Genomic DNA, 25,548 nt, shown 5'->3' with positions numbered 1-25,548 from the left:
AACTTAAACAAACAATGAGTGTTATAATAAGTAAATCGACACACCCGACAGGTCGTCTGAAAAGGAGTAATCGACATGCCCCGACGCGTCTTTATCGTGCACGGTTTTGAAGGCAATCCGCACGGCAACTGGTTTGACTGGCTCGCAGCACAAGTCCGCGCCGCAGGTTTCCAAGCCGACTCGCTGGCGATGCCCAATCCCGAACGTCCGACGGTTTCTTCGTGGCAGTTTGCCCTTGATCAATTCATCGGCAAACCCGACGAAAACACCTTTCTAGTCGGACACAGCCTCGGCTGCATCACCCTTCTGCACTTCCTCAGCCGCCAACAGCCCGAAAAAATCGGCGGTTTGGTACTGGCGGCAGGATTCGCCGAACCTCTGCCCCCGCTGCCCGCCCTCGACGGCTACATCAAAGGCGCCGCGCCCGAATTCGACCTCCTGCGCAAAATCCAAATGCCCAAACACTGCATCGTCTCCGACGACGACACCCACGTCCCGCCCGAACTGACCCTGGACATGGCGGACAAACTCAAAAGCCCCGTCACCCACATCGCCCAAGGTGGACACCTGATGGCATCCGACGGCTTCACAGAACTGCCGCAGGCTTGGGAAGCCCTAAAACCGATGTTGGAAGCCAAAATCTGACCAAACGCATCAAACAGCCCGTCCGTACAAATCACACATCCTTGCTCCCAAACACAAACCCAATAAAATCAAACCCATAAAACCAAATACAATCCATCTCCTGATTCAAACCCAGTATGTGATTGGTCAAAAAGTTTTCCAAAAACCGCCCTGCAACCGCCTTCGGTCAAAACACCTTAAACACATTACACTACCTATCAAAAAGGTCGTCTGAAAACACTTGATACCTGTTTTCAGACGACCTTTGGTTTGGCGTTTTGCTTGGCTATTACATGTAGCTAACCCAGCTTACTTTCACCGCTTTCCTGTGTACCGCTTGGTTCATATACAAAAATTCTAACATTTTCAATATGATTCAACGCAGTTTCAATGCGCAACCGCACTTCATTCCAATCCAATCCCCCCAACCCTGCTCCGAGCGAAGGAATGGCAATGGACCGAATATTGTTTTCTTGTATGACCTTTACCAAATCAATCAACCCGCTTTCAATATCTTCAATACGGCTTTTTCCCCGCCAATGACGTTTGGTAGGAAAATTGATAATCCACCTTGGCAATACCAGTTGTCCTGTTTCAAAAGCAAACATTTTCCCCGGTTGTACGATTTCTTGTTTACACGCTTGCTGATACGCCTTGAAATTCTCCGGATATTTATTTTTAAATTGCAACGCGATACCACGCCCCATAACACCAACACAATTTACGGCATTCACCAAGGCTTCGGCATCACTCTCAAAAATATCGCCAGTTTTAAATTCAATCATGATCAATCTCTGCAATACAAAGCAAGCTTTGCTTGGAATTTTAACATTTTATCGGGCTATACCCGAGATTCATTCAACCCCGCGCTTATTTACCCAGCCGTTTCAACCTTTTAGCAGCATATTGATTACCTGCCATTGCGACACAGCAGCAGTAGCGAACGATTTTTTTCAGACGACCTGCTTGACTTTGCCTCTCGAGGGTTTACAGTACGGTCTCGGATATTTTCTACAATCTAGATGAAATCCTACAAGCATTTGTGTTTCGACATTTGGGCGTATCGTTTGCGTTGAAGTGTTGCGGCGGTTTGTCGGATTTCACGATATTTGCCCACAGAAAGGAAACCCTATGGAAACCCTCTCGCTTCATATCGACGGGATGACTTGCGGCGGTTGCGTCAAAAGTGTTACCCGCATTTTGACCGGCATCGACGGCGTAGCCAAAGCCGAAGTCAGTTTGGAAAACAAAAATGCCGTTATTGAATTCGACCCGGCTAAAACCAATGCGGCGGCGTTGATTGACGCTTTGGAAGACGGCGGATACGACGCGGCTTTGTGATTGTTGGCGAAAAGGTCGTCTGAAAACGGATTCCAGTTCATCTAGAACCGAACCGCCCGTTTTCAGACGACCTTTTTTACATTTGCGTTAACGCGGTATTCCGCCCCTTTCCCCTCTTCCTCTGCCTCATGAAAACAAGGCTTTGGGGTCGTCTGAAAATGAAGCCTGCTTTTCAGACGACCTTATAACCAAAACTGATATCTGCCGAAGCAAACATTATTTCCGCTTTTTATTCTTTCAAGATAAAGTGCTTTTCAATCGCTGCCTGTTCATGTTTTGTATTTCCCGTCCTTATCGGCAATGAATCGGGCGAATTATTTTCCGAATTTTTCAGGAGTATCGAATGAATATCCGCATACTGTCGCTGGCTGCCGCCATTGCCCTTTCCGCCTGCTCGCCCAAGTCCGAACAGGCTGCCGACAAGGCGGCTGCGCCGGCGGCAAACGGCAAGGGCATTACGCTTTTAAATGTGTCTTATGATGTGGCTCGAGATTTTTATAAAGAATATAACCCGCTGTTTGTGAGGGAATATCAATCGAAACATAATGGCGAGACAATTGAAATCCAGCAGTCTCACGGCGGCTCCAGCAAGCAGGCTTTATCTGTGGCGAACGGTTTGGCGGCAGACGTGGTGACCATGAATCAGACTTCCGACATCGAGCTGCTCGAACAAAAAGGTTTGGTCAAATCCGACTGGGCAAAACGCCTGCCCGACCAAGCCGTGCCTTACACCAGCACGACGGTTTTCCTCGTCCGCAAAGGTAATCCGAAGCAAATCAAGAATTGGAACGATTTGACCAAAGACGGGGTAAAAATCGTACTCGCCAACCCGAAAACCACGGGCAACGGCCGCTATGCCTTTTTGGGTGCATACGGCTACGGTTTGAAGGCGTTTGGCGGAGATGAAGGCAAAACCAAGGAATTTGTCGCTGCCCTGCTGAAAAATACGCCGGTATTTGAAAGCGGCGGCAGAGCAGCAACGACGACGTTCAGCCAGCGCAATATTGGCGATGTTTTGATTACTTTTGAAAACGAGGCAAACCATGTCAGCAAAAAACTGACTCAAGATCAATTTGAGATTGTTTACCCAAGCTACACGATTTTGTCGGAAACGCCGGTTGCCGTCGTAGACAGCGTGGCGGATAAAAAAGGCACGCAACAGGCAGCGCAGGAATATCTGTCCTACCTCTGGAGCAAACCTGCCCAAGAGCTTGCCGCCAAACTTTATCTGCGTCCGCGCGACAGCGAAGTCCTCGCCGCACACAAAGCTGATTTCCCGGATATCGAAACGTTCAATCCGAATGAAAAATTCGGCACATGGCCGGAAATCATGAAGAAATATTTTGCCGACGGCGGCTTGGTGGATCAGCTTTCACCCAAACGCTAAGATGTGTAATACGCCAAACTGACCTGTCCCGCTTCGGCTTACCAATCAGGCGCAAACAGCCCGAAACCTTTTGTCAATCAGGTTTCGGGCTGTTTTATTTTTGAATGGGCAGCATCTTTTCAGACGACCTTGTCCATCAAATTTGGCACATTATTTCACACACGGATTGTCCAAAACGACCGAGACATCTCGTTCGGCTTTGTTCATATAGGTCATGCGGACTTTTTTGCCTTTGAATTCTGCTTCGACGACGGATTCCAGCGTGGCGACATCTTGGATGAAGCCGAACTTTTTGTCTTTTGCGGAAATGAATTTAACCGGTTTTTCGCGGAAGATTGAGTAGAAAGACACGCCTTTATTATCTGCGGTCACGGCGCATTGCGTTTTGCTGTCGGTGGCGATAACGGAAGAAAGCGTATGAGGCTTGTGGGTACGGTCGGCGAAGGTGGTGTAGGAATCATACGATCCAAGACTGACTTTCAATGCAAGGGTATTGCCAAGCCATTTATAGCTTGTCCTGTCTTCGGGAAGATTTTTTTCGATGGCTTTTTTGCCTGCAAAGAAAGAGCATTCTTGAGTTTTATGGTTGCAGACTTTTCTGACGCTGAACTGTTTGTCCGGAGAAGTGATGACGGTTTCGGCGGCAAGGCTGTTTGCGCTTGCTGCGGCGAGCATACAGCTTAGAAGAAGTGAGCGGATGGGAAGGGACGGTTTCATTTTGTTTGGTGTGTCGGTTGGTTTTTATAGTCAATTAAAATCAAAATAGGACAGTAACGCATCGTCAAATCGGGCGTAATCAGACAATACGGTTCGCAGATACCGCTTAATATTCGCCCACACCTTCTCAATCGGGTTGAGCTCAGGTGAATAAGGTGCAAGAGGCAATACCTTATGTCCCCATTTTTCCGCCATTTCCCGTAAGACACCCATACGGTGAAATCGTGCATTATCTAAAATAATCACCGATTTTTGAGTCAATGCGGGCAGTAGGCATTGCTGAAACCACGCTTCAAAAAAGACCCCGGTCATCGTATTTTGATAAACCATCGGAGCAATCAGCCGGTTGCCGACTTGTGCGGACACCAGAGATAAGCGTCGGTATCTTTTTCCACTTATCTGCGCTTTCACTATTTGCCCTTTCGGGCTGCGGGCATAGGGACGGAACAGGTAGCGGTCAAATCCTGTTTCATCCAAATAAACACGTTGGTAGTCAGAAAATTCGGCCAGCTGTGTTAAATAATGCGTTACTTTGGCCGGATCTTGTTCTTTGTAAGTGGTGGTCTTTTTTTGCGCGTCATCCCCATCTGTTTGAGTGCATAGCAAACGGCGGCTGGCGTACAATCAAAATGTTTGGCGATTTCATGCAGATAGGCATCCGGGTGTTGCCCAACATATTGAGCCAGTTTTTGCCTATCCAATTTGACGGCATTTAGACCGGTAACTTGATGTTTTAGGCTGCCTGTTTGTTTTTTAAGGCGAATCCACAGGTAAAGCGTGTTTCTTGACAAGTTAAACGTTGCTGCGGTTTGGCTGATGTTTTTGCATTGTTCGTAATAGTTTAAAGCTTTGTTTCTTAAGTCCGCAGAGTATGCCATGGTTAGACCTTAAAAGTTGAGTATTGTACTATTTTGTTTTTAATTGACTATAATATTGATTGAGCGGGTTTGAATGCAATGACGCATTCAATATGCCTGCCGGTTTGTTTATTTCAATCCGCCCAACAAATAATCCGAAGGTCGTCTGAACTGCTTTTCGGCGTTTCAGACGACCTTTTTTGCTTTGCGGCGCGGGTTTAGCGGAAGAAATCGCCCATGCCTGCGGGCAGGCCTTGGGTGAATGCACCCATGGTTTTATTGGTGGTTTCTTCGGCTTTTTCAGAAGCGGCGTTGATGGCGGCAAGCACCAAATCTTCGAGCATTTCTTTGTCGTCTGCGGCTTCTTGAATCAGGTCGGGGCTGATTTCGAGTTTGCGGACAACGTGGGAACAGGTCATCACGACTTTAACCAAGCCGTTGCCTGCTTCGCCTTCTACTTCGGTCTCGGCAAGTTTCGCTTGCGCTTTTTTCATGTTTTCCTGCATTTGCTGCGCCTGTTTCATCAGGCCGCCTAATCCGGCTTTTCCGAACATATTTAAAACTCCTGTGGTTGAATCGTTAAGGTGATGGGGTTATACCGTTTTGGTGTCTAAGGGTCGTCTGAAAGCGGTTTGATGGTTTTCAGACGACCTGAATGTTTATGTATCCGAATGGAAACGGAAATCCTTGATTACTGTTATTCCGCCTGCTCCGCCAGTTCTAAAGAATCAGGCTGCCATTGGGCTTCGAAAACTTTTAAAACCTGACGCGCGGTTTCGTCGGCTTCGAGCAAATCCTGTGCCTGCTGTCTGCCTTCAAGTTGGAGACGCTGGCGGCGCATGGTCGGAGTTTCCCAGCCCGCATCGTCGCGCCACGGTTCGGTTTGCAATTTCAATGGCAGACCGTAGGCTTTGGCAAGCGTGTTTTTGATTTTGTCGAGCCGCTCTTTGTTGGCGGTCGCGCGGGCTTCGTCGGTCATCGACAGCATCATCAGATGGCTGCCTGCGTCGTAGTTCGTCCATGCGGCGTGTTGCGCCAGCATTTGCGCGGCGCCGAGCTTGCGGGCGAAATGTCGGACGATTGCCGCCCAATTTTCGGTGGAAAACTCGGGCAACGGGGCGAACTGCGTGCCTTCTTCGTCGTCGTGGTCTTCTTCGGCTTCCGATTCTGCCGTATCGGCAGGGACGGCGTGTTCCCAATCCGGCGGCGGGGGCATTTCCGCGCTGTCTTCTACGGGGTAGTCATGATCGGGCGCACCGTAATCGTAGAAAGGCGCTACGGGGGCTTCATGCGCAAATGCTTCTGCGTCCACGGCTTCTTCAATCGGGGTCATCTGAATGGGGTTTTCAGACGACGTCTCAGACAAGGAAACGTCGGTTTCGTTGTTTGCTGCCTCGTTATCGGAAACTTGATTTTCAGACGACGTTTCGTCTTGAGGGGTCGTCTGAGACGGCGTTTCTGCTTCGTTTGCGGACTGTTTGTCTGTCTCTACTGCTTCGGAGGTCGTCTGAATGCTCTCTGCCTCCGCTTGCGCAGGCGTGTCCGTTACGGTTTCCACATCGCTCGGCGCGTCTTCCCAAGGTGGAACGTCGTTGTTTCCTTGAGTCGGAACCGTTTCGGCAACTTTGTTTTCAGACGACGTTGCAGGCGCGGAGGTCGTCTGAACGGGTGGTTTGGCGGCTTCAGACTGGGGAAGTTGCAAAGGCTTTTTTGCGGTATGGACACCCGTTTCAGCAGAATGCAGCTCGATATTTTCAATATGTCCACCAACGTCATGCGCATCCGCCGCCAACGGCGCGAACGCAAGCATACGCAACAGGGTCATGACGAAGCCGGCGTATTCGTCGGGCGCAAGGCTCAAATCCTGTTTGCCGTGAATCGCGCATTGATAATAAAGCTGAATTTGTTCGCCGCTGAGTGCCTGGCTCAGTTGCAACAGAGTTTCGCGCTCAGGGTCGTCGTGCGCCAAGGCGGAAGGGACTGCCTGTATCAAGGCGAGGCGTTGCAACAGCATGGCAAGTTCGCTCAACGCGCTGTCAAAGCCGATGGCGCGCGCCGCCATTTCCTGCGCTTTCGCCAGCAGGGCTTCACCGTCTTGGTTGACGATGCCCGCCAGCAGTTCGTACAGATATTGTTTGTCGACCGCGCCAATCATTTGGCGGACGTCTTGTTCGGCAACGCTGCCCGAACCCATGGCGATGGCTTGGTCAAGCAGACTTAAGGCATCGCGCATCGAGCCTGCGGCGGCACGGCCTAAAAGTTGCAGGGCGGCAGGTTCGTAGGCGATGTTTTCGTTGTTTAAAACGTGAGCAAGGTGATCGGCAACCTGCTGCGAAGTCATGTTGCGCAAGACAAATTGCAGGCAGCGGCTCAAAACGGTAATGGGGACTTTGTGCGGATCGGTGGTCGCGAGAATGAATTTGACGTGTTCGGGCGGCTCTTCCAGCGTTTTCAGCATCGCGTTGAACGCGCTTTTGGAGAGCATATGCACTTCGTCGATGATATAGACTTTGTATTTGCCGGCGGTCGGCGCGTATTGGGCGTTTTCCAATACTTCGCGGATGTTGTCGATGCCGGTATTGGAGGCGGCGTCGATTTCCAGCAGGTCGACGTAGCGTCCGGTGTCGATTTGTGTACAGCTTTGGCACACGCCGCAAGGTTCGCCGTGTTGCGCGTTTTCGCAGTTCAGGCTTTTCGCCAGAATACGGGCGATGGTGGTTTTCCCGACCCCGCGCGTGCCGGTCAGCAGGTAGGCATGGTGCAGGCGACCTTCGTCCAGCGCGTTGCGCAAGGCTTTGACGACGTGTTCCTGACCGACTAAATCGGCAAAGGTTTTCGGACGCCATTTGCGGGCAAGAACTTGATAAGCCATAAGGTTTTCTCTGCTGGAAATAAATCGGAAGGTCGTCTGAAAAGTGGTTGAACGCCTTTCAGACGACCTTGAAAGATGACGGGTATTTTAGCATTTTTTTGATTTTTATTAAGGATTTTCTGTCTGCATATCGGGAAAGGCGCGTGTATAATCGTTAGAATATTACAAAATCTAAAATATCTTGAAGAACAAATCACCATGTCTGAAATCATCTTACGCAACCATTCCGCATCCATGCAGATAAACACCCTGGGCGCATATGTGGACAATTTGGTTCTACAAGGCCAGGAAGTGTTATTTCCGAAAACCAGCGTCCAAGTCGGTGCTGATACAAAATTACGCGGCGGGATGCACGTCTGCCTGCCGCAGTTCGGACCGGACGGTAAAAACCATTTGGCGCAACACGGTTTCGGCAGAACCTCTACTTGGAAAATCCGTTATCAAAACGAATCGGATGTCGGCTTGAGATTGATCAGCACGGCAAAGGGCTACGAAAACGTCGAATGGCTGCTGGATTACAGCCTGCCGAACGAAAACGAAGCAGTCGCCACGTTGACCGTCTGCAATTACGGCGACGCGCCCGTGCGCACTTCGCCCGGTTTCCATCCCTATTTCCCCGCCGTCGGCACCCAATTCGATTTCAACGGCGCGCCCTACGATGCCGACTATATCGCACACACGGAATTTGTCTCCTCGCCGTCGGATACACATGTTGCGTTTGACGGACTGAAACTCGACATCCGAACGCAAAACTTGCCCGTTTACGCGCTTTGGAGCGACCGAAACGGACAATACACCTGCGCCGAGCCTACCGCCGAAGGCAACGCCTTTTTATCGCCTGCGCGCGGCGGGCAGTTTGTGTCGGGGCATGGCAAAAAGCATTACGGCATGAAAATCCGTTTGATTGCTTGAGTTTGGAGTGAATTGATTTCAAGCTCTCAAATAAAAAACCACCTTGAAAAAGGTGGTTTTTAAACATTACAAACCGTTATTGTTGATTGCATTGGCGATATCACGCACGGCAGTAACATACATTCGGCTGTTGTTATACTGCCAAACCGTATAGAAATTATTCAGACCGAGATAATATTCAAATACGCCCGGACTGGTTTCCAGGCTGAACAAAACGGCTTTCTCATTGTCGGCAACTGCTTGTTGCGGCACCACGCCCATCGCTTTGAAATCCGCAACGGTACGGTTCAATGCGGTTTTTTCATCAATGATGGCTTTCAAGTCAGGCGTAATCGTCAGATTGACGGGAACAATCATTTTGCCACCTGTTTTCCAGCCATGTTGCTTCATATAATTGGCAACAGAGGCGGCAACGTCACCGATATTGTTCCAAATATCGCGGTGTCCGTCGCCATCATAATCAACCGCCCATTTGCGATAGCTCGAAGGCATGAATTGCGGCATACCCATCGCGCCCGCATAGCTGCCTTTGAAGTCAAAAACGTTCTCTTTTTCTTCTTTCGCCATCAGCAAAAGCTCAATCAGCTCGTTTTGGAAAAACTCGGCGCGGCGCGGATAATCAAAACCCAAGGTACTCAAAGCATCGGCAACGCGGAAACTGCCCGTGTTTTTACCGTAGTTGGTCTCAATCCCGATAATCGCCACAATCAGCTCGGCAGGTACACCATATTTGCGCGCCACATCATCGATAACGGCACGGTTAGCAGCGTAAAATTGTTTGCCGCCGTTGAATTTCGTCGCACCGGAGTTGCCCGTGCGGAATTCATACCAAGGGCGAGAAGTTGACGGGCGGTACATAATATTGATGATATTGCCTTTGTAAACCACGCCATTGAAGAAGTTTTGCAATTCAGCTTCCGTAAATTGCTTTTTCGCTGCTTCATAACGGATAAACTGGCGGACATTGGTGTTGGCATTAAAGCCGCTGCTGGCAACCGATTCCGCAGCAGAATCAAAAGCAGGACGCTGGTTTTTGCTTTGATTAATCGGCTCAACCGTTTTAGCGGACTCAACGTTTGTTTTGGTTGTATTGCAAGCAACGAGCAGCAACGCGGTTGATATTGCAAGAGAAGGAATAAGTTTTTTCATATCTGGATTTATAGTCACTAAAGAAGCAGTCTTAATTATGCAAAAAGGTCGTCTGAAAGATGGTAGGAATATACATTCCATTCCCTTTCAGACGACCTTTTAAGACTGTCTATTACTCGGCAGCTGCAACAACAGCAACGGTAATCGCAGCAACAGCGTCAGTGTGCAGAGCCACTTCAACTTCGTACTCGCCTACGGCTTTCAGAGGACCGTTAGGCAGGCGTACGTTGGATTTTGCAGCTTCAACACCTGAAGCAACAATCGCAGCAGCGATGTCGGCATTGGTAACAGAACCGAACAGACGACCGTCCACACCTGCTTTTTGAGCGATAGTGATGGTTTGACCGTCCAGTTTTTCTTGACGTGCTTTAGCATCGGCCAAGATTTCGGCTTGTTTGGCTTCCAATTCGGCACGGCGTGCTTCGAATTCTTTCATATTGGCTTCAGTAGCGCGTTTGGCTTTGCCGGCAGGAATCAGGAAGTTGCGGGCGTAACCATTTTTTACGGTAACGATGTCGCCCAGGTTGCCCAAACCGCCGATTTTCTCTAACAGAATAATTTGCATGATTTAAACTCCAAAATTATTTGTGTTGATCGGTGTAAGGCAACAGAGCCAGGAAGCGTGCGCGTTTGACTGCAGTAGCCAATTGGCGTTGGTAATGCGCTTTGGTGCCGGTGATGCGGGCAGGGATGATTTTGCCGTTTTCAGAAATGAAGTCTTTCAGCAGATCAACTTGTTTGTAATCGACTTCTTGGATTTTTTCAGCCGTAAAGCGGCAGAATTTTCTACGTTTGAATGATTGACGAGCCATTGTCGTTTAACCTTTATATTCTTTAATGTTCTGTATGCGGAGTATCGGCCTTGGGAAGCGTTTGCTTCGCTGTGCGAGAAAGCCTTCTGCTTCAACCATCGTATCTTGCCGATACTGCCATTCTTCAGCCTGCTTACCTAAAATACGCGCGGGAATTTCAAAACTGACCAGGCATTTTTGCCCGTTTTCTTCCTGCCAAGATTCATGTTTTAACATAATATCCAAAACAGGGACTCCTGCCGGCGTATATCTCAAGGGTTCAACCTTGTAAATCAGGGCGGTAAGCTTTGTAAGATTATCCAATCTTATTCGGCTGCTGCAACTTCTTCAGCCGCACCGTTCAGCAAGTTTTTTGCTTTTTCGCCGCCCAACATAGGAGAAGCTTCGGTTACAGCATGTTTTGTTTTGATGGTCAGATGGCGCAGTACGGCATCGTTAAAGCGGAAAGCGGTTTCCAGCTCTTCAACTACTTCAGGAGTAGTTTCGATGTTCATCAAAACATAGTGTGCTTTGTGGATTTTGTTAATCGGGTAAGCCAGTTGACGGCGGCCCCAGTCTTCCAAGCGGTGGATTTTGCCGCCGGCTTCGGCAATCATGGTTTTGTAACGTTCAACCATAGCAGGCACTTGCTCGCTTTGATCAGGATGAACGATAAACACGATCTCATAATGACGCATGTTATCTCCTTATGGATGATTAAATACAGCCTTTTGCCATGCGAAAGCAAAAGGCAAGGTTGAAAGCGTCGAATTATAACTGAAATCCAAGTCTGCTACAAGCACACAATGCTTTCCGAAAACATTCTGTTTTCAGACGACCTCTGCTTCCACCCAATCGTCCTTATCTATACCGCCGTAACATTGCAGACAAAGTTCAACATCATCCCCCTGCCAAACACAGGCAACAGCGCATCCATTAGACAACAGAGCCGTCACCCCATGCCAATCCGAGCATCCGCATACCTGTATTTCCTTTTTTCCATCCGTCACAAATCGATAGCCAACCTTGCGCATATCCTCAGGAAAATTTAAATCTGCCGCCTTCAACAGCGCTTCTTTAATACACCATAGCCGATAAAATTCTTCCCCATCCCAATCGATGGATGCCAAGTATTCCTGCTCCCTCTCGGTACATACCCATTCCGCCAATGCCTGAAAATCTCGGGGACGGATTTTCTCAACGTCCACACCGGCAGACAGACTATTTGATGTACACAACACCGCAGCAATGCCGTGACTATGACTAAGGGAAACGATTGGATGTTTTGCTTTTTGTTTCAGAGCGCGACTGACTTTCCAATCTATTCGTTCTGACAATCGTGGTGATTGGGCTATTCTCTGCCTATCATGCCGGCTTAAAGCGTCATCACAATAAGTTTCAGCAAATAGCTCATCCCCAAGCAGGCAATACAGATGCTTCTTCATCAAACACCCAAACAAAATTTTCTAAAACCAAAACGAGCCGGCAGATATACCCACCGGCTCATTTCAACACATTGCAAGCATTAAGTTGCCATTCAAATATAGACAGTTCAACCAAATTACCGCTAAGCCATAACTTGGTCGTTACACTTTTAATGCAAGCTTCCTTTCAAAACCACTCGACTGTTCCAAGTGGCAACATGGCACTCATACTCATCGCCGCCGACGGTTTTCTTGTCAAAGTAGCTGACTAAGTGTACGGATTTCGCGTTTTTCTGTACCGCAGTACTTTGGAAACGCTTAACAGTGCTCAAGAAAGCGCGTTGGCAGGACTCTTCCGGACTTTTACCGACCATATTGGCGATTTGACGGGATACCAAAGTTTTATTACCTGTGCTGCCATAAGAAACTTTAATATTAGGATTCAGAACAGATTTGGCTTCAGCGGAATTCAATGCAACACTTGCTTTACACATATAAATGTCATTTTTTCCTTTGCCATTCACTTTACGCCCTTCACCGGCGCTACGGCATGCTCCTGAAGCTTTAGCATGTTGCTCATGAGACGAAGCAGAGTCTGAAGCTCCGGCAGAAGATTGTGATTGGTTATTGGCACATGCGGAAATGGCCAATACTGAAGACAAGGCAATTAGATAAGAAAAACGGCGCATTTCAATTACTCCCGAAAGTAGTTTGTAAACAAAGATTACGATTTGTTATTGTAATGCATTGCTGATTTTCTGATAAGAGATAAATCATCCCTCTTTTACAAAAAAACATCCATGTTACGCCACTTCAATTTTCACAAATCAAGTTGCATAAATTCCTCTTTCAGACGACCCCATAATCCTCAATACACATAAAATCATCTGAAAAATAGACAAACTTTATCATCAACCGTTAGACTGCCCAGATTATGTTACGGATACGCTTATGAATATCTTAATTTCCAACGACGACGGCTACCTAGCCCCCGGCATTGCTATTTTGGCACGCGTTGCAGCAGAATTTGCCAATGTCCGCGTAGTTGCACCCGAACGCGACCGCAGCGGCGTCAGCAATTCTTTAACACTTGACCGCCCGCTGCAAATAAAAGAAGCCTCAAACGGTTTTTACTATGTCAGCGGAACGCCAACCGACTGTATCCATGTCGGACAACACGCCCTGCCCGATTTCAAACCCGATTTGGTTTTATCCGGAATAAACAATGGCGCCAACATGGGGGACGACACCCTCTACTCAGGTACAGTCGCCGCAGCAACCGAAGCCTATCTGATGGGCATTCCCGCCATCGCTTTTTCATTGAATGATTCACGCGGCCGCTACTGGAAAACCGCTGAAAAATCCGTTTGGATGTTGCTAGAATATTTGTTAAAAAATCCTCCTAAAGAGCCTATCTTGTGGAATATCAATATCCCCGCAGTCATGCCTGAAGACATACAGGGCATTAAAATTACACGACTGGGCAGAAGACACCACGAGCAAAGTATCGTCCCCATGCACAATCCGCGCGGAGAACCGATTTACTGGATAGGGCCGGTCGGCAACATTTCCGACCAGGAGGAAGGCACCGACTTTGGAGAGTGCGAAGCAGGATTCATCACCATCACCCCCCTGCAAATCGACCTGACAGCCTACAACCAACTCCAAAGCATCAGCGAGTTTTGGCAAGGCATAAAACCCTCAAACACATAACCTTTTCAGACGACCTGCTTCTGATATAGTGGATTAACTTTAAATCAGGACAAGGCGACGAAGCCGCAGACAGTACAGATAGTACGGAACCGATTCACTTGGTGCTTCAGCACCTTAGAGAATCGTTCTCTTTGAGCTAAGGCGAGGTAACGCCGTCCTGGTTTAAAGTTAATCCACTATAAACAGTTATTTTGAAATGAAACCCTACATTAAGCCCATAACCGCTGTCCGTCAGATTTTCAAACAGGCAAACCAGTCAAAATCAGGCACTTTAACAGTTACTAACGGCTGCAATACTTGAGAACAGGGCATATTTTTATTATGATATGTCCCAATAAAACAACAACCCGATATAAAGGTCATCCAATCATGTTGAAAAAAACCGCATTTTACGCAGGGTCGGCAGCCCTCGCCCTCATACTCAGCGCATGCGCCAGCCAACAACCTGCGCCCGTCGTCGTAGGAAATTCCGGCAGCAATTCCGGTTCTGCAAACACAGCCTCCAACAATCCATATGGTGCAGCGCCTTACGAAACCAATGCGGCCAACAACGACGCCCCTTATACCCCTCCCGCCTCTACTCCTCCTGCCAACAGCAGCTACCCTTCCGGCCCTACCGGCTCTTACACACCTTCTTACGCGCCGGTGGACATCAATGCTGCAACACACACCGTAGTGCGCGGCGATACCGTCTATAACATTTCCAAACGTTACCAAATTACCCAAGACAACCTCCGCGCATGGAACGGCTTGGCAGACAACACCATCAGCGTCGGACAAACCCTCCGCGTCAAACCGAACGGTTACAGCGCCCCAGCCGCTACTGCGTCTGTTCCGACACCTCCTCCGACACACACCGCCTCTCCCAAACCTACTCCTGCACCGCTTAACACCCCGACCGTTTCCACAGGCGGTACCCGCACAGTCAGCGGCATCACATGGCAACGTCCGACCGTCGGCAACGTCATCAGCAACTTCGGCGGCAGCAACAAAGGTGTAGATATCGGCGGTACAGCCGGTCAACCCGTCGTTGCCGCTGCTGACGGCAAAGTTGTCTATGCCGGCTCAGGTTTGCGCGGTTACGGCAACCTGGTCATCATCCAACACAACTCATCTTATCTAAGCGCATACGGTCACAACCAACGCTTGCTGGTCAATGAAGGACAACAAGTCAAACGCGGTCAAACCATCGCAAACATGGGTAATACAGACGCCAGCCGCACGCAACTGCATTTTGAAGTGCGCCAAAACGGCAAACCGGTCAACCCTGCAAACTACGTTGCATTTTAAAATCAATGCCATACAAAACCGCCCAAATTGGGCGGTTTTTATTTTCAAAGACAAAAGCCAACCCGCCCAATTCACAACAATATTGACTTATATTGAATTTCTCCCGTCAATACACCCGTACAATCAAACTTATTGCCGTCTCCAGTATTTTTCAGACGACCCTCAAGACATTTCCGTCTTTTGAAATCTTTCTCAAAGCTTTTCTTCTCAAGGAGTCATCATGCAACAATACACCCTAGATCCCAAAGCCTTGCTCGGCGGCGTTATCCATAGTGATATCGACCAAGAAATCGTTCAACTCTCCCTGCAAAAGGATAATGAAATCCCCGACTATCAAGCCGATGCCATTATTCTCCTGCTGGTACTCAACGGCAGCGCCAAAATCATCACCCAAACCGAAACCCTCTCCACACAAGGACTTCAAGTCGTCCGCCTTGAACCCAACGAAACCCACAGCATACGCGCCCTACAAGACCACACCAATATACTGGTCATCAAGCAGCTTACTTACGCTTCCGGCCTGAATAAAAAACTGCGTTTCGGCAAATGTTGCCTATAAAGAAAGAGGTCGTCTGAAAACCAAGGAAAATGGTTTTCAGACGACCTCTTCAACATTCAATCTAATTGCTGTTCAAAAAGAAAGAACGATAAATCAAAGTTCCGATCCAAGACAACTTATAGTGGATTAACTTTAAATCAGGACAAGGCGACGAAGCCGCAGACAGTACAGATAGTACGGAACCGATTCACTTGGTGCTTCAGCACCTTAGAGAATCGTTCTCTTTGAGCTAAGGCGAGGCAATGCCGTACTGGTTTAAAGTTAATCCACTATAATTCCACATTCCTGCCCCCCTACTTTGTTTATCCGCATTCAGTAAAAAAGGTCGTCTGAAATCTTTCAGACGACCTTTTTTATCAATCAAAATCGGCCCAACGATTATTCAGGCGCTTTTTCTTCGCGCGCAGGAGCTTCGGTCAATGCTTTGATAGACAGACGCACACGACCGCGGTCGTCCACTTCCAATGCTTTCACATTCACAACCTGACCGACTTGCAGATAGTCGCTGACGTTGCGTACGCGCTCGTGGGCGATCTGGCTGATGTGTACCAAACCGTCTTTGCCCGGCATCACGCTGACGATGGCACCAACGTTGTTGTCGAGGATTTTAACCACAGTACCTTCGTACACTTTGCCCACTTCCACTTCGGCAGTGATTTCTTCGATGCGTTTTTTCGCAGCGTCGCCGGCTTCTTGAGTGGTTGCGGCAATAGTGATGGTACCGTCTTCCGCGATATTGATTTCAGTACCGGTTTCAGCGGTAATCGCACGGATGGTTTCACCGCCTTTGCCAATGACTTCACGGATTTTGTCTTGGTTGATTTTCATGGTAAACAGGCGCGGAGCGTGAGCGGACAGCTCTTGCGGACCTGCCACGGCGGCTTTCATCTGTTCCAAGATGTGCAGACGCGCATCTTTGGCTTGCGCCAAAGCAATCTGCATGATTTCTTTGGTAATGCCTTGGATTTTGATGTCCATTTGCAGCGCGGTTACGCCTTCGGTCGTACCGGCAACTTTAAAGTCCATATCGCCCAAGTGATCCTCATCACCCAAGATGTCGGTCAACACGGCGAATTTGTTGTTGTCCAAAATCAGACCCATTGCGATACCGGCAACGTGTGCTTTCAAAGGCACGCCGGCAGACAGCAAGCTCAAACAGCCACCGCAGACGGAAGCCATAGAAGACGAACCGTTGGACTCGGTAATCTCGGAAACAACACGCATGGTGTAGCTGAATTCTTCAGGGGACGGCAATACGGCAACCAGTGCGCGTTTTGCCAAGCGGCCATGTCCGATTTCGCGGCGTTTCGGCGCGCCGACGCGGCCCACTTCACCGGTAGAATACGGCGGGAAGTTGTAATGCAACATGAAGCGGTCGGTGTATTCACCGGAAAGCGCATCAATAATTTGCTCGTCGCGCGAAGTACCCAAAGTCGCTACGGCAAGTGCTTGGGTTTCGCCACGGGTAAACAGGGCAGAACCGTGTGTACGCGGCAGTACGCCGGTTTGGATGTTCAGCGGACGGACGGTGCGGGTATCGCGACCGTCGATACGCGGCTGACCTTCCAAAATTTGGGTGCGGACAACGTCGGCTTCCAAATGTTTGAAAATACCTTTGATTTCGTTGGCAGCCAAAGTATCGGTTTCTTCGGTAATCAGCGCATCTTTTACTGCATTCCAAGCCTCGTCCAATTTAGCGGAACGCGCTTGTTTTTGACGGATTTTGAACGCTTCTTTAATGGCTTCGCCTGCGATTTCGCGCACTTTGGCAACCAATTCTTCATTGGTTTCAGGTGCTTTCCAATCCCATACTTCAGGATTTACTTCATCGGCGAACTCGTTGATGGCGTTAATCGCTACCTGCATTTGGTCGTGGCCGTAAACTACGGCACCCAACATCACGTCTTCAGGCAGGATTTTAGCTTCGGATTCCACCATCAAAACGGCTTTGGATGTACCCGCAACCACCAAGTCCAGCTTAGATTTAGCCAATTCGGCTTTGGTCGGGTTCAATACGTACACACCGTTTACATAACCTACGCGTGTGGCACCAATCGGACCGGCAAACGGTACGCCGCTCAACACCAGCGCAGCGGATGCGCCGAGCATGGCAGGAATGTCGGAATCAATTTCAGGGTCAACGGAAACTACCATCGCAACGATTTGGATGTCGTGGTAGAAACCTTCTGGGAACAGCGGGCGGATAGGACGGTCGATCAAACGGCTGGTTAGGATTTCTTTTTCGCTTTGTTTGCCTTCGCGCTTAAAGAAACCGCCAGGGATTTTACCTGCGGCGTAAGTACGTTCAAGGTAATCAACAGTCAGAGGGAAGAAGTCTTGACCTTCTTTGACTTCTTTATTGGTGGTAACAGCAACCAAAACAACGGTGTCGCCCATCGATACTTTAACAGCCGCTGCCGCTTGGCGCGCGATTTCGCCGGTTTCCAAAGTAACGGTTTGATTGCCATATTGGAAGGTTTTAACGTGTTTATTGAACATTTCGTTCCTTTCAGAATGCCGCACGCTAAAACACTAATAATGCACACTAAAAGTGAGAATGTGCATAGTTAGGGTTTCAGGTGTGCGGCGGTTGGTAAAAACTATATTTTCAGACGACCTCAAACGGTCAATCCAAACGCGCATTATAATAGCAAATGTAAGTAAATCCAAGCATTCATGACAGCAAAAGGTCGTATGAAACATGAACTGGCCCCCAAATCTTGGACACTCATAAAAGCCTATTATTCAGGCGCTCTGTGTAAGCTGGGTTCTGTATGCGACAGGACTCAGCTTTTTCAATTTCAAACTGCAACGCTCGCGGTTGTAGTAATCCATATAGTCATCTATCTGTTTCATCAATTCGTCCACCGTCAATTCACCTGCGTTATAGAAACACTCCGTCTTCAACACCGCAAAGAAACTCTCCATCGGCGCATTGTCCCAACAGTTCGCCTTACGCGACATGCTTTGAACCATGGAATGCTCCGCAAGCAATTCCCTATATCCCGCCGTACGGTACAGCACGCCTTGGTCCGAATGAAGCATCGTTCCTTCGCCGGTCAGCCGGGGTGCGGCTTTTTCGAGCATTTCCTTCACCATTTCGCTGTTAGCATTGCGGCTCATGGCGTAGGCGACGATTTCTCGGTTGAACAGGTCCAAGATTGGCGAGAGGTACAGTTTGCCGTCCTTTCCTTTGAGTTCGGTCACGTCGGTCAGCCATTTCTCGTTGGGCTTTTCGGCTGTGAATAGGCGTTTGAGGAGGTGTTCCGATATCTCGCCCATGGCGGGATGGCGGTAGGCTTTTTTCGCCCGTATGAGGGCTTTCAGTTCCAACTGCTTCATCAACCGCGCTGCTTTTTTGCGGTTCCAATCCAATGCTGCGGCAATGCGCCTTTGTCCGTAGCGTCCTTTATGCCGTTTGTAGGTTTCGACAAGGAGGGCTTTGTCGGCCTCGTCGGGATCGGGTCGATCTTGGTGATGGTAGTAAAAGCTGCTTTTGGGCAGGTTTGCGATGTGCAGCAGGTATTTGAGCGGGTGTTGCGCCCTCAGTGTTTGGACGGTTTGGCTTTGTCCTTTTCGGTCCGCTTTTGGCTGAGGGCTTTTAACTCCTTTAGGTAGGCGACCTCTGCGCGCATATAGCACAACTCTTCGATAAGCTCCGCCTGTGTTTTTTCGTGGTCGGGTTTGTCGGCGATGAAGGGGTTTTTGCGGTGTTGGGGCATGGTTTTGGATTGGGGATGTTCGAGTGCGCCGATGCCGCCTTCTTGATAGGCGCGTATCCATCGTCGCAGGTGGGTTCGGGAGATGCCGTAGTGGTCTGCGGTACGCTGTTGGCTGCGTATATGCAGGTAGTGGAGTACGGCTTGGTATTTAAAGTGTAATGTATATTTGCTCATAAAAAAACTGCACCTTGGTGGTTGGAGGGTATGTGTCCAACTTTTGGGGTGCAGTTCAACATACTTCTGTGTTTCAGACGACCTTTCATTAATAGTCAGGATGTTACGCCTCAAAAACGCCGTTTCAATTTGCAGGCTTGAAGGATATGGACGGCAAGCTCTTCCACCGATTTATCCGTCGTATTGGTAAATGGAACGCCGTGGCGTTTGAACATATTTTGCGCATCGGCAATCTCACTGCGACAGGTATCGATTTTGGCATAAGTCGAATTCGGACGGCGCTCTTGACGGATGGCCTGCAGGCGTTCGGGTTGAATGGTCAGGCCGAACAGCTTGTCTTTATAAGGCTTAACCATGCGCGGTAAGTCGGTAGATTCCAAATCATCGGGAATCAACGGGTAATTGGCGGCGCGGATACCGTATTGCAGGGCAAGGTAAAGACAGGTCGGTGTTTTGCCCGAACGCGATACGCCCATCAAAATCACATCGGCTTCTTTCAGGTTTTTATCGCTGACGCCGTCATCGTGGTTGAGCGAGAAATTGACCGCCTCCATACGCGCATCGTAGCGTTGCGTATTGCCGATACTGTGGTGCCCTTGCGTAGCGGCGACCGCCTCAGTATTGAGTTCTTTTTCCAAAAGCCCGAGGAAGGTTTCGAAAAAATTGATATGGAAAGCGCCCGCTTTTTTGATGATTTCACGGATTTCGTCATTGACGACGCTGACGAAGGCAATCGGGCGCAAACCGTTTTCCTGAGCGTTGCGGTTGACTATTTCGACGACGGTACGCGCTTTTTCAGGCGTATCGATGAAGGGATAGGTGTGGCGTTTGAATTCGATTCTGCCAAACTGATTCAGCAGTGCCTCACCGATATTTTCAGCAGTCAGGCCGGTACGGTCAGAAATATAAAACACATGGCGCGGGGCGGTCATTCGGTTATCCTCTAAAATTTAAAATGTTTGCAGGCAGTCATCATAGCAGCTGCAACCTTCTAAATAAAGGGAATACATTCAAATTACACTCAACTACATCCCAACAAAAACATCCGTTAAACGCATTTTTATTTTAATAATTTAATTATTTTAAAATTTTATACCCGAATAAAACCTTACCACCCTCTACCACTCAGTCATTAATCTATTTCAAACCTTATGTTTTACAAAGAAATAGATACTCGGAATATCAACTTCCCCATCGAATTTCATTTGACTACACGGCTGAAGACCGCAATTTTTCAGACGACCTGCAAATCACTAGGGACAGAAAAAGCATGACAGCAGCCGTTTGAATCGCTTAAAATAACAAAGCGTATTCGTTTCTTTTTTAACATATCTTGGATTGGACACACAAATGGCTGACAACTACGTAATTTGGTTTGAAAACCTGCGTATGACTGATGTTGAAAGCGTGGGCGGCAAAAACGCCTCCCTGGGTGAAATGATCAGTCAGCTGACTGAAAAAGGCGTCCGCGTCCCCGGCGGTTTTGCCACTACCGCCGAAGCCTACCGCGCATTTTTGGCGCACAACGGACTGAGCGAGCGTATTTCCGCCGCACTGGCACAACTGGATGTGGAAGATGTCGCCGAACTGGCGCGCGTCGGTAAAGAAATCCGCCAATGGATTTTGGATACGCCCTTCCCCGAACAACTGGATGCCGAAATCGAAACGGCATGGAACAAAATGGTTGCAGACGCAGGCGGTGCGGACATTTCCGTTGCCGTCCGTTCTTCTGCAACCGCCGAAGACCTGCCCGACGCATCGTTTGCAGGTCAACAAGAAACCTTTTTGAATATCAACGGCTTGGAAAACGTCAAAGCGGCTATGCACCATGTATTTGCTTCTTTGTACAACGACCGTGCCATCTCCTACCGCGTACATAAAGGCTTCGAGCACGACATCGTCGCCCTCTCCGCAGGCGTACAACGCATGGTGCGTTCCGACAGCGGCGCGTCCGGCGTCATGTTCACCCTCGACACCGAGTCCGGCTTCGACCAAGTCGTTTTCGTGACTTCATCTTACGGTTTGGGTGAAAACGTCGTACAAGGCGCGGTCAACCCTGACGAATTCTATGTTTTCAAACCCACGCTGAAAGCAGGCAAACCTGCCATCCTGCGCAAAACCATGGGTTCGAAACAAATCAAAATGATCTTTACCGACAAAGCAGAAGCCGGTAAATCCGTAATGAACGTCGATGTTCCCGAAGAAGACCGCAACCGCTTCTCCATTACCGACGAAGAAATCACCGAGTTGGCACACTACGCGCTGACAATCGAAAAACACTACGGCCGCCCGATGGATATCGAATGGGGCCGTGACGGCTTGGACGGCAAACTCTACATCCTGCAAGCCCGTCCTGAAACCGTGAAATCCCAAGAAGAAGGCAGCCGCAACCTGCGCCGCTTCGACATCAACGGCGACAAAACCATCTTGTGCGAAGGTCGTGCCATCGGTCAAAAAGTCGGTCAAGGCAAAGTCCGCTTAGTAAAAGACGCATCCGAAATGGATTCCGTTGAAGCTGGCGACGTACTCGTTACCGACATGACCGACCCGGATTGGGAACCGGTAATGAAACGCGCTTCCGCCATCGTCACCAACCGCGGCGGCCGTACCTGCCACGCCGCCATCATCGCGCGCGAACTGGGTATTCCTGCCGTAGTCGGCTGCGGCGACGCAACCGAATTGCTGAGCAACGGTCAAGAAGTTACCGTATCCTGTGCCGAAGGCGATACAGGCTTTATCTACTCCGACCTGCTGGACGTACAAATCACCGACGTTGCCTTGGACAATATGCCCAAAGCGCCGGTTAAAGTCATGATGAACGTCGGCAACCCCGAACTCGCATTCAGCTTCGCCAACCTGCCGAGCGAAGGCATCGGCTTGGCACGCATGGAATTCATCATCAACCGCCAAATCGGCATCCACCCGAAAGCCTTGTTGGAATTTGACAAACAAGACGATGAATTGAAAGCGGAAATTACCCGCCGCATCGCCGGCTACGCCTCCCCTGTCGACTTCTACGTCGATAAAATCGCCGAAGGCGTGGCAACATTGGCCGCATCGGTTTATCCGCGTAAAACCATCGTCCGTATGTCCGACTTCAAATCCAACGAATACGCCAACTTGGTCGGCGGCAGCATTTACGAACCGCACGAAGAAAACCCGATGCTAGGCTTCCGCGGTGCGGCGCGTTACGTTGCTGAAAGCTTCAAAGACTGCTTCGCGCTCGAATGCAAAGCCCTCAAACGCGTCCGAGACGAAATGGGGCTGACCAACGTCGAAATCATGATTCCGTTCGTCCGCACTTTGGGCGAAGCCGAAGCCGTCGTCAAAGCCTTGAAAGAAAACGGTTTGGAACGCGGTAAAAACGGCCTGCGCCTGATCATGATGTGCGAACTGCCGAGCAACGCGGTATTGGCAGAACAATTCCTGCAATACTTCGACGGTTTCTCTATCGGTTCCAACGACATGACCCAGCTGACCCTCGGCCTCGACCGCGACAGCGGCTTGGTGTCCGAATCGTTTGACGAACGCAACCCTGCCGTCAAAGTGATGCTGCATTTGGCAATCTCTGCCTGCCGCAAGCAAAACAAATACGTCGGTATTTGCGGTCAAGGTCCGTCAGACCATCCGGACTTCGCCAAATGGCTGGTTCAAGAAGGCATCGAAAGCGTTTCCCTGAATCCGGATACCGTCATCGAAACTTGGCTGTATTTGGCTAATGAGTTGAATAAATAAGCTTTCTAGCAATTCCAAAAAATCCCCCGATTGGAAACATTCGGGGGATTTTATGTAATGAGTGCCTCATCCAGCACAACATTGACGCATTTCTCAAATTGCTCGTCAAACCATGCGAGGTCTCGTCTGAAACACATGATTTCAGACGACCTTTTTAAAGGCTGTCTTTCTAACCCAACCTACCTTACTGTTTTTAGAGTATTATACTTTCGAGACCTCACTAAAAATTATTAGGTCGCTGCAACAAGTTACAGGATAAATACATATGATTATTAATGAGGTTGATTTAAAAGGAACGGAATATAGAATTTTGAAAAAGTTTAATAGAAAAATTTTTTCATTTTCTGAATTATTAAATGACATGGCAAATAATGAATATTCAAAATTGGAAAATTATTACAAAGACAAATTTGAATTCATAAAATTTAAAGATGAGGAAGTCCTTGTTGAGAACGATAAAAAAGATGAATTTATTGTTTTCGGGAGAAATAATAATGGTTTCTTCGCAATAAATAAAAACAAAGAAATATGGCTGATTCCATTTTATATTTCAGATATTAAAGAACCAATTTTTATTAATTCATCTTTGCATCAATTTAGATGCTGTTATTGTTTGTTATTGTCAATTTTATTTTTCTTCCTTGGGAAAAATGTTGATGAGAAAGAATGCGCAACAATTGCTCAAAAATTTAAAAGAGATATTCTAGAAATAGACATTCATTCCATAAATAGTTTATTTTATAAGAATTACATTTTTTCTATTAGGAATGCAGAATTGCCCATACATTTCACACCTATAGACTATGTGAATAATGGTAGACATGTGATTTCTGAATAGAAATAGCAAGTCAATTGAGGGAAAATTAAATCACACTAGGATTTCCTTCAACCATGATCTAACCTTGTCCACCATAGCCAAAAGGTCGTCTGAAAAATTTTCAGACGACCTTTTCTCAAGCTAAATCTTCAAATCTGGATTAGTACCAACCCCGCAGCTTCATCGCTTTTTCAACGCGGCGGATACTCATCATGTAAGACGCGGTGCGCAAGTCCACATCATACTCTTGCGCCAGATTCCAAATATCTCGGAATGCTCGGCGCAGGACGACGGTTTCTTTTTCCTGAACTTCATCAAATTCCCAGTAATAGCCTTGCAGGTTTTGCACCCATTCAAAATAGGAAACGACTACGCCGCCGCAGTTTGCCAGAATATCGGGCACGACCAATACGCCGTTTTGACGCAGGATGGCATCGGCTTCGGGCGTAGTCGGACCGTTTGCGCCTTCGACCACGATTTTGGCGCGCACTTTGCCGGCATTTTCGGAAGTCAGTTGGTTTTCCAGCGCGCAAGGGGCGAGTACGTCCACATCCAATGCCAAGAGTTCGGCGTTGCTGATTTCTTTGCCGTAACCCGCTTCGTTGGTAATGAAGCCTTTTTCTTGGAACTCTTTGAACAAGGCTTCCATATCCAAGCCGTTTTCGTTGTAGATGGCGACATCGACGGTGGAAACGGCAACGACTTTCGCGCCGGATTGATGCGCGTAATAGCCTGTGTGATAGCCCACATTGCCGAAGCCCTGAATGGCGTAGGTTGCGCCTTTAACGTCTTTGCCGAGTTTTTCCAAGGCTTGGACGGCGGCAAAGTTCACGCCGTAACCTGTCGCTTCGGTACGCGCCAAAGAACCGCCGAATTCGACCGGTTTGCCGGTGAACACGCCCGGCGCGGATTTTTTAACAACGTTTTCATAAGCATCAACCATCCACGACATGATTTTACCGTTGGTGTTCACATCGGGAGCGGGAATATCGATTTTCTCGCCGATCAGCGGGGAAATGGCTTCGGAATAAGCGCGTGCAATGCGTTCCAACTCTGCTTCGGAATAATCGCGCGGATCCAAAGTAATGCCGCCTTTGCCGCCGCCGTAAGGAATGCCCGCAACACAGCATTTGATGGTCATCCAAATCGACAGGGCTTTGACTTCGTCCAAATTCACATTGGGATGGAAGCGCACGCCGCCTTTGTAGGGGCCGACGGCATTGTTGTGTTGCGAACGGTAGCCGGTGAAGGTTTTGACTGTACCGTTGTCGAGTTTGACGGGGAAGGTAACTTCCAAAACGCGTTGCGGGCTTTTCAGGATTTCATACACCGCGGGGTCGGCATTGAGCCGGTCGCAGGCGGTTTTGACCTGTTTGCGGGCGATTTCGAAAGGGTTAAGGGTTTCTTTTGCGGCGGATTGGGACATTTCTCTTCCTTCTTATGTCTGGTTGAAATTTAAGGGCT

General features: G+C 48.7%; 26 protein-coding genes. 9 read left to right on the top strand and 17 right to left on the bottom strand.

The genetic code is table 11. The features are described 5' to 3' along the window. The first annotated feature begins 75 nt into the window (after positions 1 to 75). Positions 76 to 645, top strand: a complete 570-nt coding sequence (locus ACMYUL_RS10370; RefSeq protein WP_415770390.1) for an RBBP9/YdeN family alpha/beta hydrolase — start codon at positions 76 to 78, stop codon at positions 643 to 645. Between the two features lie 278 nt (positions 646 to 923). Here the strand turns inward: ACMYUL_RS10370 and ACMYUL_RS10365 are convergent, their stop codons facing one another. Further along, positions 924 to 1,409 carry a macro domain-containing protein gene (locus tag ACMYUL_RS10365; RefSeq protein WP_415770388.1) on the bottom strand — a complete coding sequence of 162 codons (486 nt, stop codon included), beginning with the start codon at positions 1,407 to 1,409 and terminating at the stop codon, positions 924 to 926. Between the two features lie 346 nt (positions 1,410 to 1,755). On the opposite strand from ACMYUL_RS10365, the gene ACMYUL_RS10360 reads away from it, so the two are divergent. Next, a complete protein-coding gene (locus ACMYUL_RS10360; RefSeq protein ID WP_415770386.1) occupies positions 1,756 to 1,965 on the top strand; it encodes a heavy-metal-associated domain-containing protein in 210 nt (69 codons plus the stop codon). 343 nt (positions 1,966 to 2,308) lie between these two features. Next, positions 2,309 to 3,352, top strand: a complete 1,044-nt coding sequence (locus ACMYUL_RS10355; protein WP_415770384.1) for a sulfate ABC transporter substrate-binding protein — start codon at positions 2,309 to 2,311, stop codon at positions 3,350 to 3,352. A 150-nt stretch (positions 3,353 to 3,502) separates the two neighbouring features. Here the strand turns inward: ACMYUL_RS10355 and ACMYUL_RS10350 are convergent, their stop codons facing one another. The 4 genes from ACMYUL_RS10350 to dnaX all read right to left on the bottom strand — a co-directional run bounded on the left by ACMYUL_RS10350 (position 3,503) and on the right by dnaX (position 7,798). After that, on the bottom strand, positions 3,503 to 4,069 hold the full coding sequence (locus ACMYUL_RS10350) for a hypothetical protein (protein ID WP_415770382.1): 567 nt from the start codon (positions 4,067 to 4,069) through the stop codon (positions 3,503 to 3,505). A gap of 30 nt (positions 4,070 to 4,099) precedes the next feature. Next, a protein-coding gene (locus ACMYUL_RS10345) for an IS630 family transposase (protein ID WP_099048405.1) occupies positions 4,100 to 4,947 on the bottom strand; the annotation gives its coding sequence in 2 pieces (ribosomal slippage) (positions 4,100 to 4,632 and positions 4,632 to 4,947; 849 coding nt in all). Positions 4,948 to 5,144: 197 nt separating this feature from the next. Continuing rightward, positions 5,145 to 5,480 (bottom strand): YbaB/EbfC family nucleoid-associated protein, encoded by a 336-nt coding sequence (locus tag ACMYUL_RS10340; protein ID WP_003678854.1) that lies wholly within the window; start codon positions 5,478 to 5,480, stop codon positions 5,145 to 5,147. A 143-nt stretch (positions 5,481 to 5,623) separates the two neighbouring features. Next, positions 5,624 to 7,798 (bottom strand): DNA polymerase III subunit gamma/tau, encoded by a 2,175-nt coding sequence (dnaX, locus tag ACMYUL_RS10335; RefSeq protein ID WP_415770380.1) that lies wholly within the window; start codon positions 7,796 to 7,798, stop codon positions 5,624 to 5,626. Positions 7,799 to 7,996: 198 nt separating this feature from the next. Here dnaX and ACMYUL_RS10330 point away from each other — a divergent pair, with 198 nt between their 5' ends. Beyond that, a complete protein-coding gene (locus ACMYUL_RS10330; protein WP_003764673.1) occupies positions 7,997 to 8,710 on the top strand; it encodes an aldose 1-epimerase in 714 nt (237 codons plus the stop codon). 66 nt (positions 8,711 to 8,776) lie between these two features. On the opposite strand, the gene mltB is transcribed toward ACMYUL_RS10330, so the two are convergent. From mltB to ACMYUL_RS10295, 7 genes are all read right to left on the bottom strand, one after another. After that, complete coding sequence (mltB, locus tag ACMYUL_RS10325) at positions 8,777 to 9,859, bottom strand: lytic murein transglycosylase B (protein ID WP_036491716.1); 1,083 nt, start codon at positions 9,857 to 9,859, stop codon at positions 8,777 to 8,779. 112 nt (positions 9,860 to 9,971) lie between these two features. Then, complete coding sequence (gene rplI / locus ACMYUL_RS10320) at positions 9,972 to 10,424, bottom strand: 50S ribosomal protein L9 (protein ID WP_003743490.1); 453 nt, start codon at positions 10,422 to 10,424, stop codon at positions 9,972 to 9,974. Between the two features lie 16 nt (positions 10,425 to 10,440). Next, positions 10,441 to 10,671 carry a 30S ribosomal protein S18 gene (rpsR, locus tag ACMYUL_RS10315; RefSeq protein ID WP_003678863.1) on the bottom strand — a complete coding sequence of 77 codons (231 nt, stop codon included), beginning with the start codon at positions 10,669 to 10,671 and terminating at the stop codon, positions 10,441 to 10,443. Between the two features lie 6 nt (positions 10,672 to 10,677). Then, positions 10,678 to 10,974, bottom strand: coding sequence for a primosomal replication protein N (priB, locus tag ACMYUL_RS10310; protein ID WP_070514582.1), 297 nt, complete (start codon positions 10,972 to 10,974; stop codon positions 10,678 to 10,680). Positions 10,975 to 10,976: 2 nt separating this feature from the next. Beyond that, positions 10,977 to 11,348 carry a 30S ribosomal protein S6 gene (gene rpsF, locus ACMYUL_RS10305; protein ID WP_003757376.1) on the bottom strand — a complete coding sequence of 124 codons (372 nt, stop codon included), beginning with the start codon at positions 11,346 to 11,348 and terminating at the stop codon, positions 10,977 to 10,979. A gap of 132 nt (positions 11,349 to 11,480) precedes the next feature. Beyond that, positions 11,481 to 12,095: a 4'-phosphopantetheinyl transferase family protein gene (locus ACMYUL_RS10300; RefSeq protein WP_415770376.1), complete on the bottom strand. Its 615-nt coding sequence runs from the start codon at positions 12,093 to 12,095 to the stop codon at positions 11,481 to 11,483. A gap of 149 nt (positions 12,096 to 12,244) precedes the next feature. Then, positions 12,245 to 12,763 (bottom strand): hypothetical protein, encoded by a 519-nt coding sequence (locus ACMYUL_RS10295; protein ID WP_415770374.1) that lies wholly within the window; start codon positions 12,761 to 12,763, stop codon positions 12,245 to 12,247. A gap of 262 nt (positions 12,764 to 13,025) precedes the next feature. Here ACMYUL_RS10295 and surE point away from each other — a divergent pair, with 262 nt between their 5' ends. The 3 genes from surE (at position 13,026) to ACMYUL_RS10280 (ending at position 15,636) form a co-directional block, all read left to right on the top strand. Beyond that, complete coding sequence (gene surE / locus ACMYUL_RS10290) at positions 13,026 to 13,787, top strand: 5'/3'-nucleotidase SurE (protein WP_415770372.1); 762 nt, start codon at positions 13,026 to 13,028, stop codon at positions 13,785 to 13,787. Positions 13,788 to 14,156: 369 nt separating this feature from the next. Then, complete coding sequence (locus tag ACMYUL_RS10285) at positions 14,157 to 15,077, top strand: peptidoglycan DD-metalloendopeptidase family protein (RefSeq protein WP_003764658.1); 921 nt, start codon at positions 14,157 to 14,159, stop codon at positions 15,075 to 15,077. A gap of 220 nt (positions 15,078 to 15,297) precedes the next feature. Next, positions 15,298 to 15,636, top strand: coding sequence for a hypothetical protein (locus tag ACMYUL_RS10280; RefSeq protein ID WP_049230110.1), 339 nt, complete (start codon positions 15,298 to 15,300; stop codon positions 15,634 to 15,636). Positions 15,637 to 16,014: 378 nt separating this feature from the next. Here the strand turns inward: ACMYUL_RS10280 and pnp are convergent, their stop codons facing one another. The 4 genes from pnp to ACMYUL_RS10260 form a co-directional block, all read right to left on the bottom strand. Continuing rightward, positions 16,015 to 18,135 carry a polyribonucleotide nucleotidyltransferase gene (gene pnp / locus ACMYUL_RS10275; protein ID WP_415770370.1) on the bottom strand — a complete coding sequence of 707 codons (2,121 nt, stop codon included), beginning with the start codon at positions 18,133 to 18,135 and terminating at the stop codon, positions 16,015 to 16,017. A 246-nt stretch (positions 18,136 to 18,381) separates the two neighbouring features. Further along, positions 18,382 to 19,278, bottom strand: coding sequence for an IS3 family transposase (locus tag ACMYUL_RS10270; protein ID WP_415769753.1), 897 nt, complete (start codon positions 19,276 to 19,278; stop codon positions 18,382 to 18,384). Beyond that, positions 19,182 to 19,532 (bottom strand): helix-turn-helix domain-containing protein, encoded by a 351-nt coding sequence (locus ACMYUL_RS10265; RefSeq protein ID WP_242883573.1) that lies wholly within the window; start codon positions 19,530 to 19,532, stop codon positions 19,182 to 19,184. The genes ACMYUL_RS10270 and ACMYUL_RS10265 overlap by 97 nt, the downstream gene beginning before the upstream one ends. A 110-nt stretch (positions 19,533 to 19,642) precedes the next feature. Then, complete coding sequence (locus ACMYUL_RS10260; RefSeq protein WP_070514589.1) at positions 19,643 to 20,464, bottom strand: pyruvate, water dikinase regulatory protein; 822 nt, start codon at positions 20,462 to 20,464, stop codon at positions 19,643 to 19,645. 418 nt (positions 20,465 to 20,882) lie between these two features. Between ACMYUL_RS10260 and ppsA the strand changes: the two genes are divergently transcribed. Next, the gene (gene ppsA / locus ACMYUL_RS10255) at positions 20,883 to 23,267 is read left to right on the top strand and encodes a phosphoenolpyruvate synthase (protein ID WP_415770367.1); all 2,385 of its coding nucleotides are present in this window, start codon (positions 20,883 to 20,885) and stop codon (positions 23,265 to 23,267) included. Between the two features lie 265 nt (positions 23,268 to 23,532). Further along, a complete protein-coding gene (locus ACMYUL_RS10250) occupies positions 23,533 to 24,105 on the top strand; it encodes a hypothetical protein (protein WP_342030905.1) in 573 nt (190 codons plus the stop codon). A gap of 139 nt (positions 24,106 to 24,244) precedes the next feature. Here ACMYUL_RS10250 and ACMYUL_RS10245 read toward each other — a convergent pair whose 3' ends face one another. After that, complete coding sequence (locus tag ACMYUL_RS10245; protein ID WP_045075769.1) at positions 24,245 to 25,510, bottom strand: Glu/Leu/Phe/Val family dehydrogenase; 1,266 nt, start codon at positions 25,508 to 25,510, stop codon at positions 24,245 to 24,247. Between the last annotated feature and the right edge of the window lie 38 nt (positions 25,511 to 25,548).

Origin of the sequence: Neisseria sp. CP9, from assembly GCF_047758525.1 — a bacterium.
Classification (GTDB): domain Bacteria; phylum Pseudomonadota; class Gammaproteobacteria; order Burkholderiales; family Neisseriaceae; genus Neisseria.
Note: the sequence above shows the minus strand (reverse complement) of the source record. Positions and strands in the feature narration are given on the sequence as shown.

Bases quoted from the DNA above. Each gene is read 5' to 3' on its own strand.
- ACMYUL_RS10370 (WP_415770390.1), top strand. From the start codon at position 76: ATGCCCCGACGCGTCTTTATCGTGCACGGTTTTGAAGGCAATCCGCAC.
- ACMYUL_RS10365 (WP_415770388.1), bottom strand. From the start codon at position 1,409: ATGATTGAATTTAAAACTGGCGATATTTTTGAGAGTGATGCCGAAGCC.
- ACMYUL_RS10360 (WP_415770386.1), top strand. From the start codon at position 1,756: ATGGAAACCCTCTCGCTTCATATCGACGGGATGACTTGCGGCGGTTGC.
- ACMYUL_RS10355 (WP_415770384.1), top strand. From the start codon at position 2,309: ATGAATATCCGCATACTGTCGCTGGCTGCCGCCATTGCCCTTTCCGCC.
- ACMYUL_RS10350 (WP_415770382.1), bottom strand. From the start codon at position 4,069: ATGAAACCGTCCCTTCCCATCCGCTCACTTCTTCTAAGCTGTATGCTC.
- ACMYUL_RS10340 (WP_003678854.1), bottom strand. From the start codon at position 5,480: ATGTTCGGAAAAGCCGGATTAGGCGGCCTGATGAAACAGGCGCAGCAA.
- dnaX (WP_415770380.1), bottom strand. From the start codon at position 7,798: ATGGCTTATCAAGTTCTTGCCCGCAAATGGCGTCCGAAAACCTTTGCC.
- ACMYUL_RS10330 (WP_003764673.1), top strand. From the start codon at position 7,997: ATGTCTGAAATCATCTTACGCAACCATTCCGCATCCATGCAGATAAAC.
- mltB (WP_036491716.1), bottom strand. From the start codon at position 9,859: ATGAAAAAACTTATTCCTTCTCTTGCAATATCAACCGCGTTGCTGCTC.
- rplI (WP_003743490.1), bottom strand. From the start codon at position 10,424: ATGCAAATTATTCTGTTAGAGAAAATCGGCGGTTTGGGCAACCTGGGC.
- rpsR (WP_003678863.1), bottom strand. From the start codon at position 10,671: ATGGCTCGTCAATCATTCAAACGTAGAAAATTCTGCCGCTTTACGGCT.
- rpsF (WP_003757376.1), bottom strand. From the start codon at position 11,348: ATGCGTCATTATGAGATCGTGTTTATCGTTCATCCTGATCAAAGCGAG.
- ACMYUL_RS10300 (WP_415770376.1), bottom strand. From the start codon at position 12,095: ATGAAGAAGCATCTGTATTGCCTGCTTGGGGATGAGCTATTTGCTGAA.
- ACMYUL_RS10295 (WP_415770374.1), bottom strand. From the start codon at position 12,763: ATGCGCCGTTTTTCTTATCTAATTGCCTTGTCTTCAGTATTGGCCATT.
- surE (WP_415770372.1), top strand. From the start codon at position 13,026: ATGAATATCTTAATTTCCAACGACGACGGCTACCTAGCCCCCGGCATT.
- ACMYUL_RS10285 (WP_003764658.1), top strand. From the start codon at position 14,157: ATGTTGAAAAAAACCGCATTTTACGCAGGGTCGGCAGCCCTCGCCCTC.
- ACMYUL_RS10280 (WP_049230110.1), top strand. From the start codon at position 15,298: ATGCAACAATACACCCTAGATCCCAAAGCCTTGCTCGGCGGCGTTATC.
- pnp (WP_415770370.1), bottom strand. From the start codon at position 18,135: ATGTTCAATAAACACGTTAAAACCTTCCAATATGGCAATCAAACCGTT.
- ACMYUL_RS10265 (WP_242883573.1), bottom strand. From the start codon at position 19,532: ATGAGCAAATATACATTACACTTTAAATACCAAGCCGTACTCCACTAC.
- ACMYUL_RS10260 (WP_070514589.1), bottom strand. From the start codon at position 20,464: ATGACCGCCCCGCGCCATGTGTTTTATATTTCTGACCGTACCGGCCTG.
- ppsA (WP_415770367.1), top strand. From the start codon at position 20,883: ATGGCTGACAACTACGTAATTTGGTTTGAAAACCTGCGTATGACTGAT.
- ACMYUL_RS10250 (WP_342030905.1), top strand. From the start codon at position 23,533: ATGATTATTAATGAGGTTGATTTAAAAGGAACGGAATATAGAATTTTG.
- ACMYUL_RS10245 (WP_045075769.1), bottom strand. From the start codon at position 25,510: ATGTCCCAATCCGCCGCAAAAGAAACCCTTAACCCTTTCGAAATCGCC.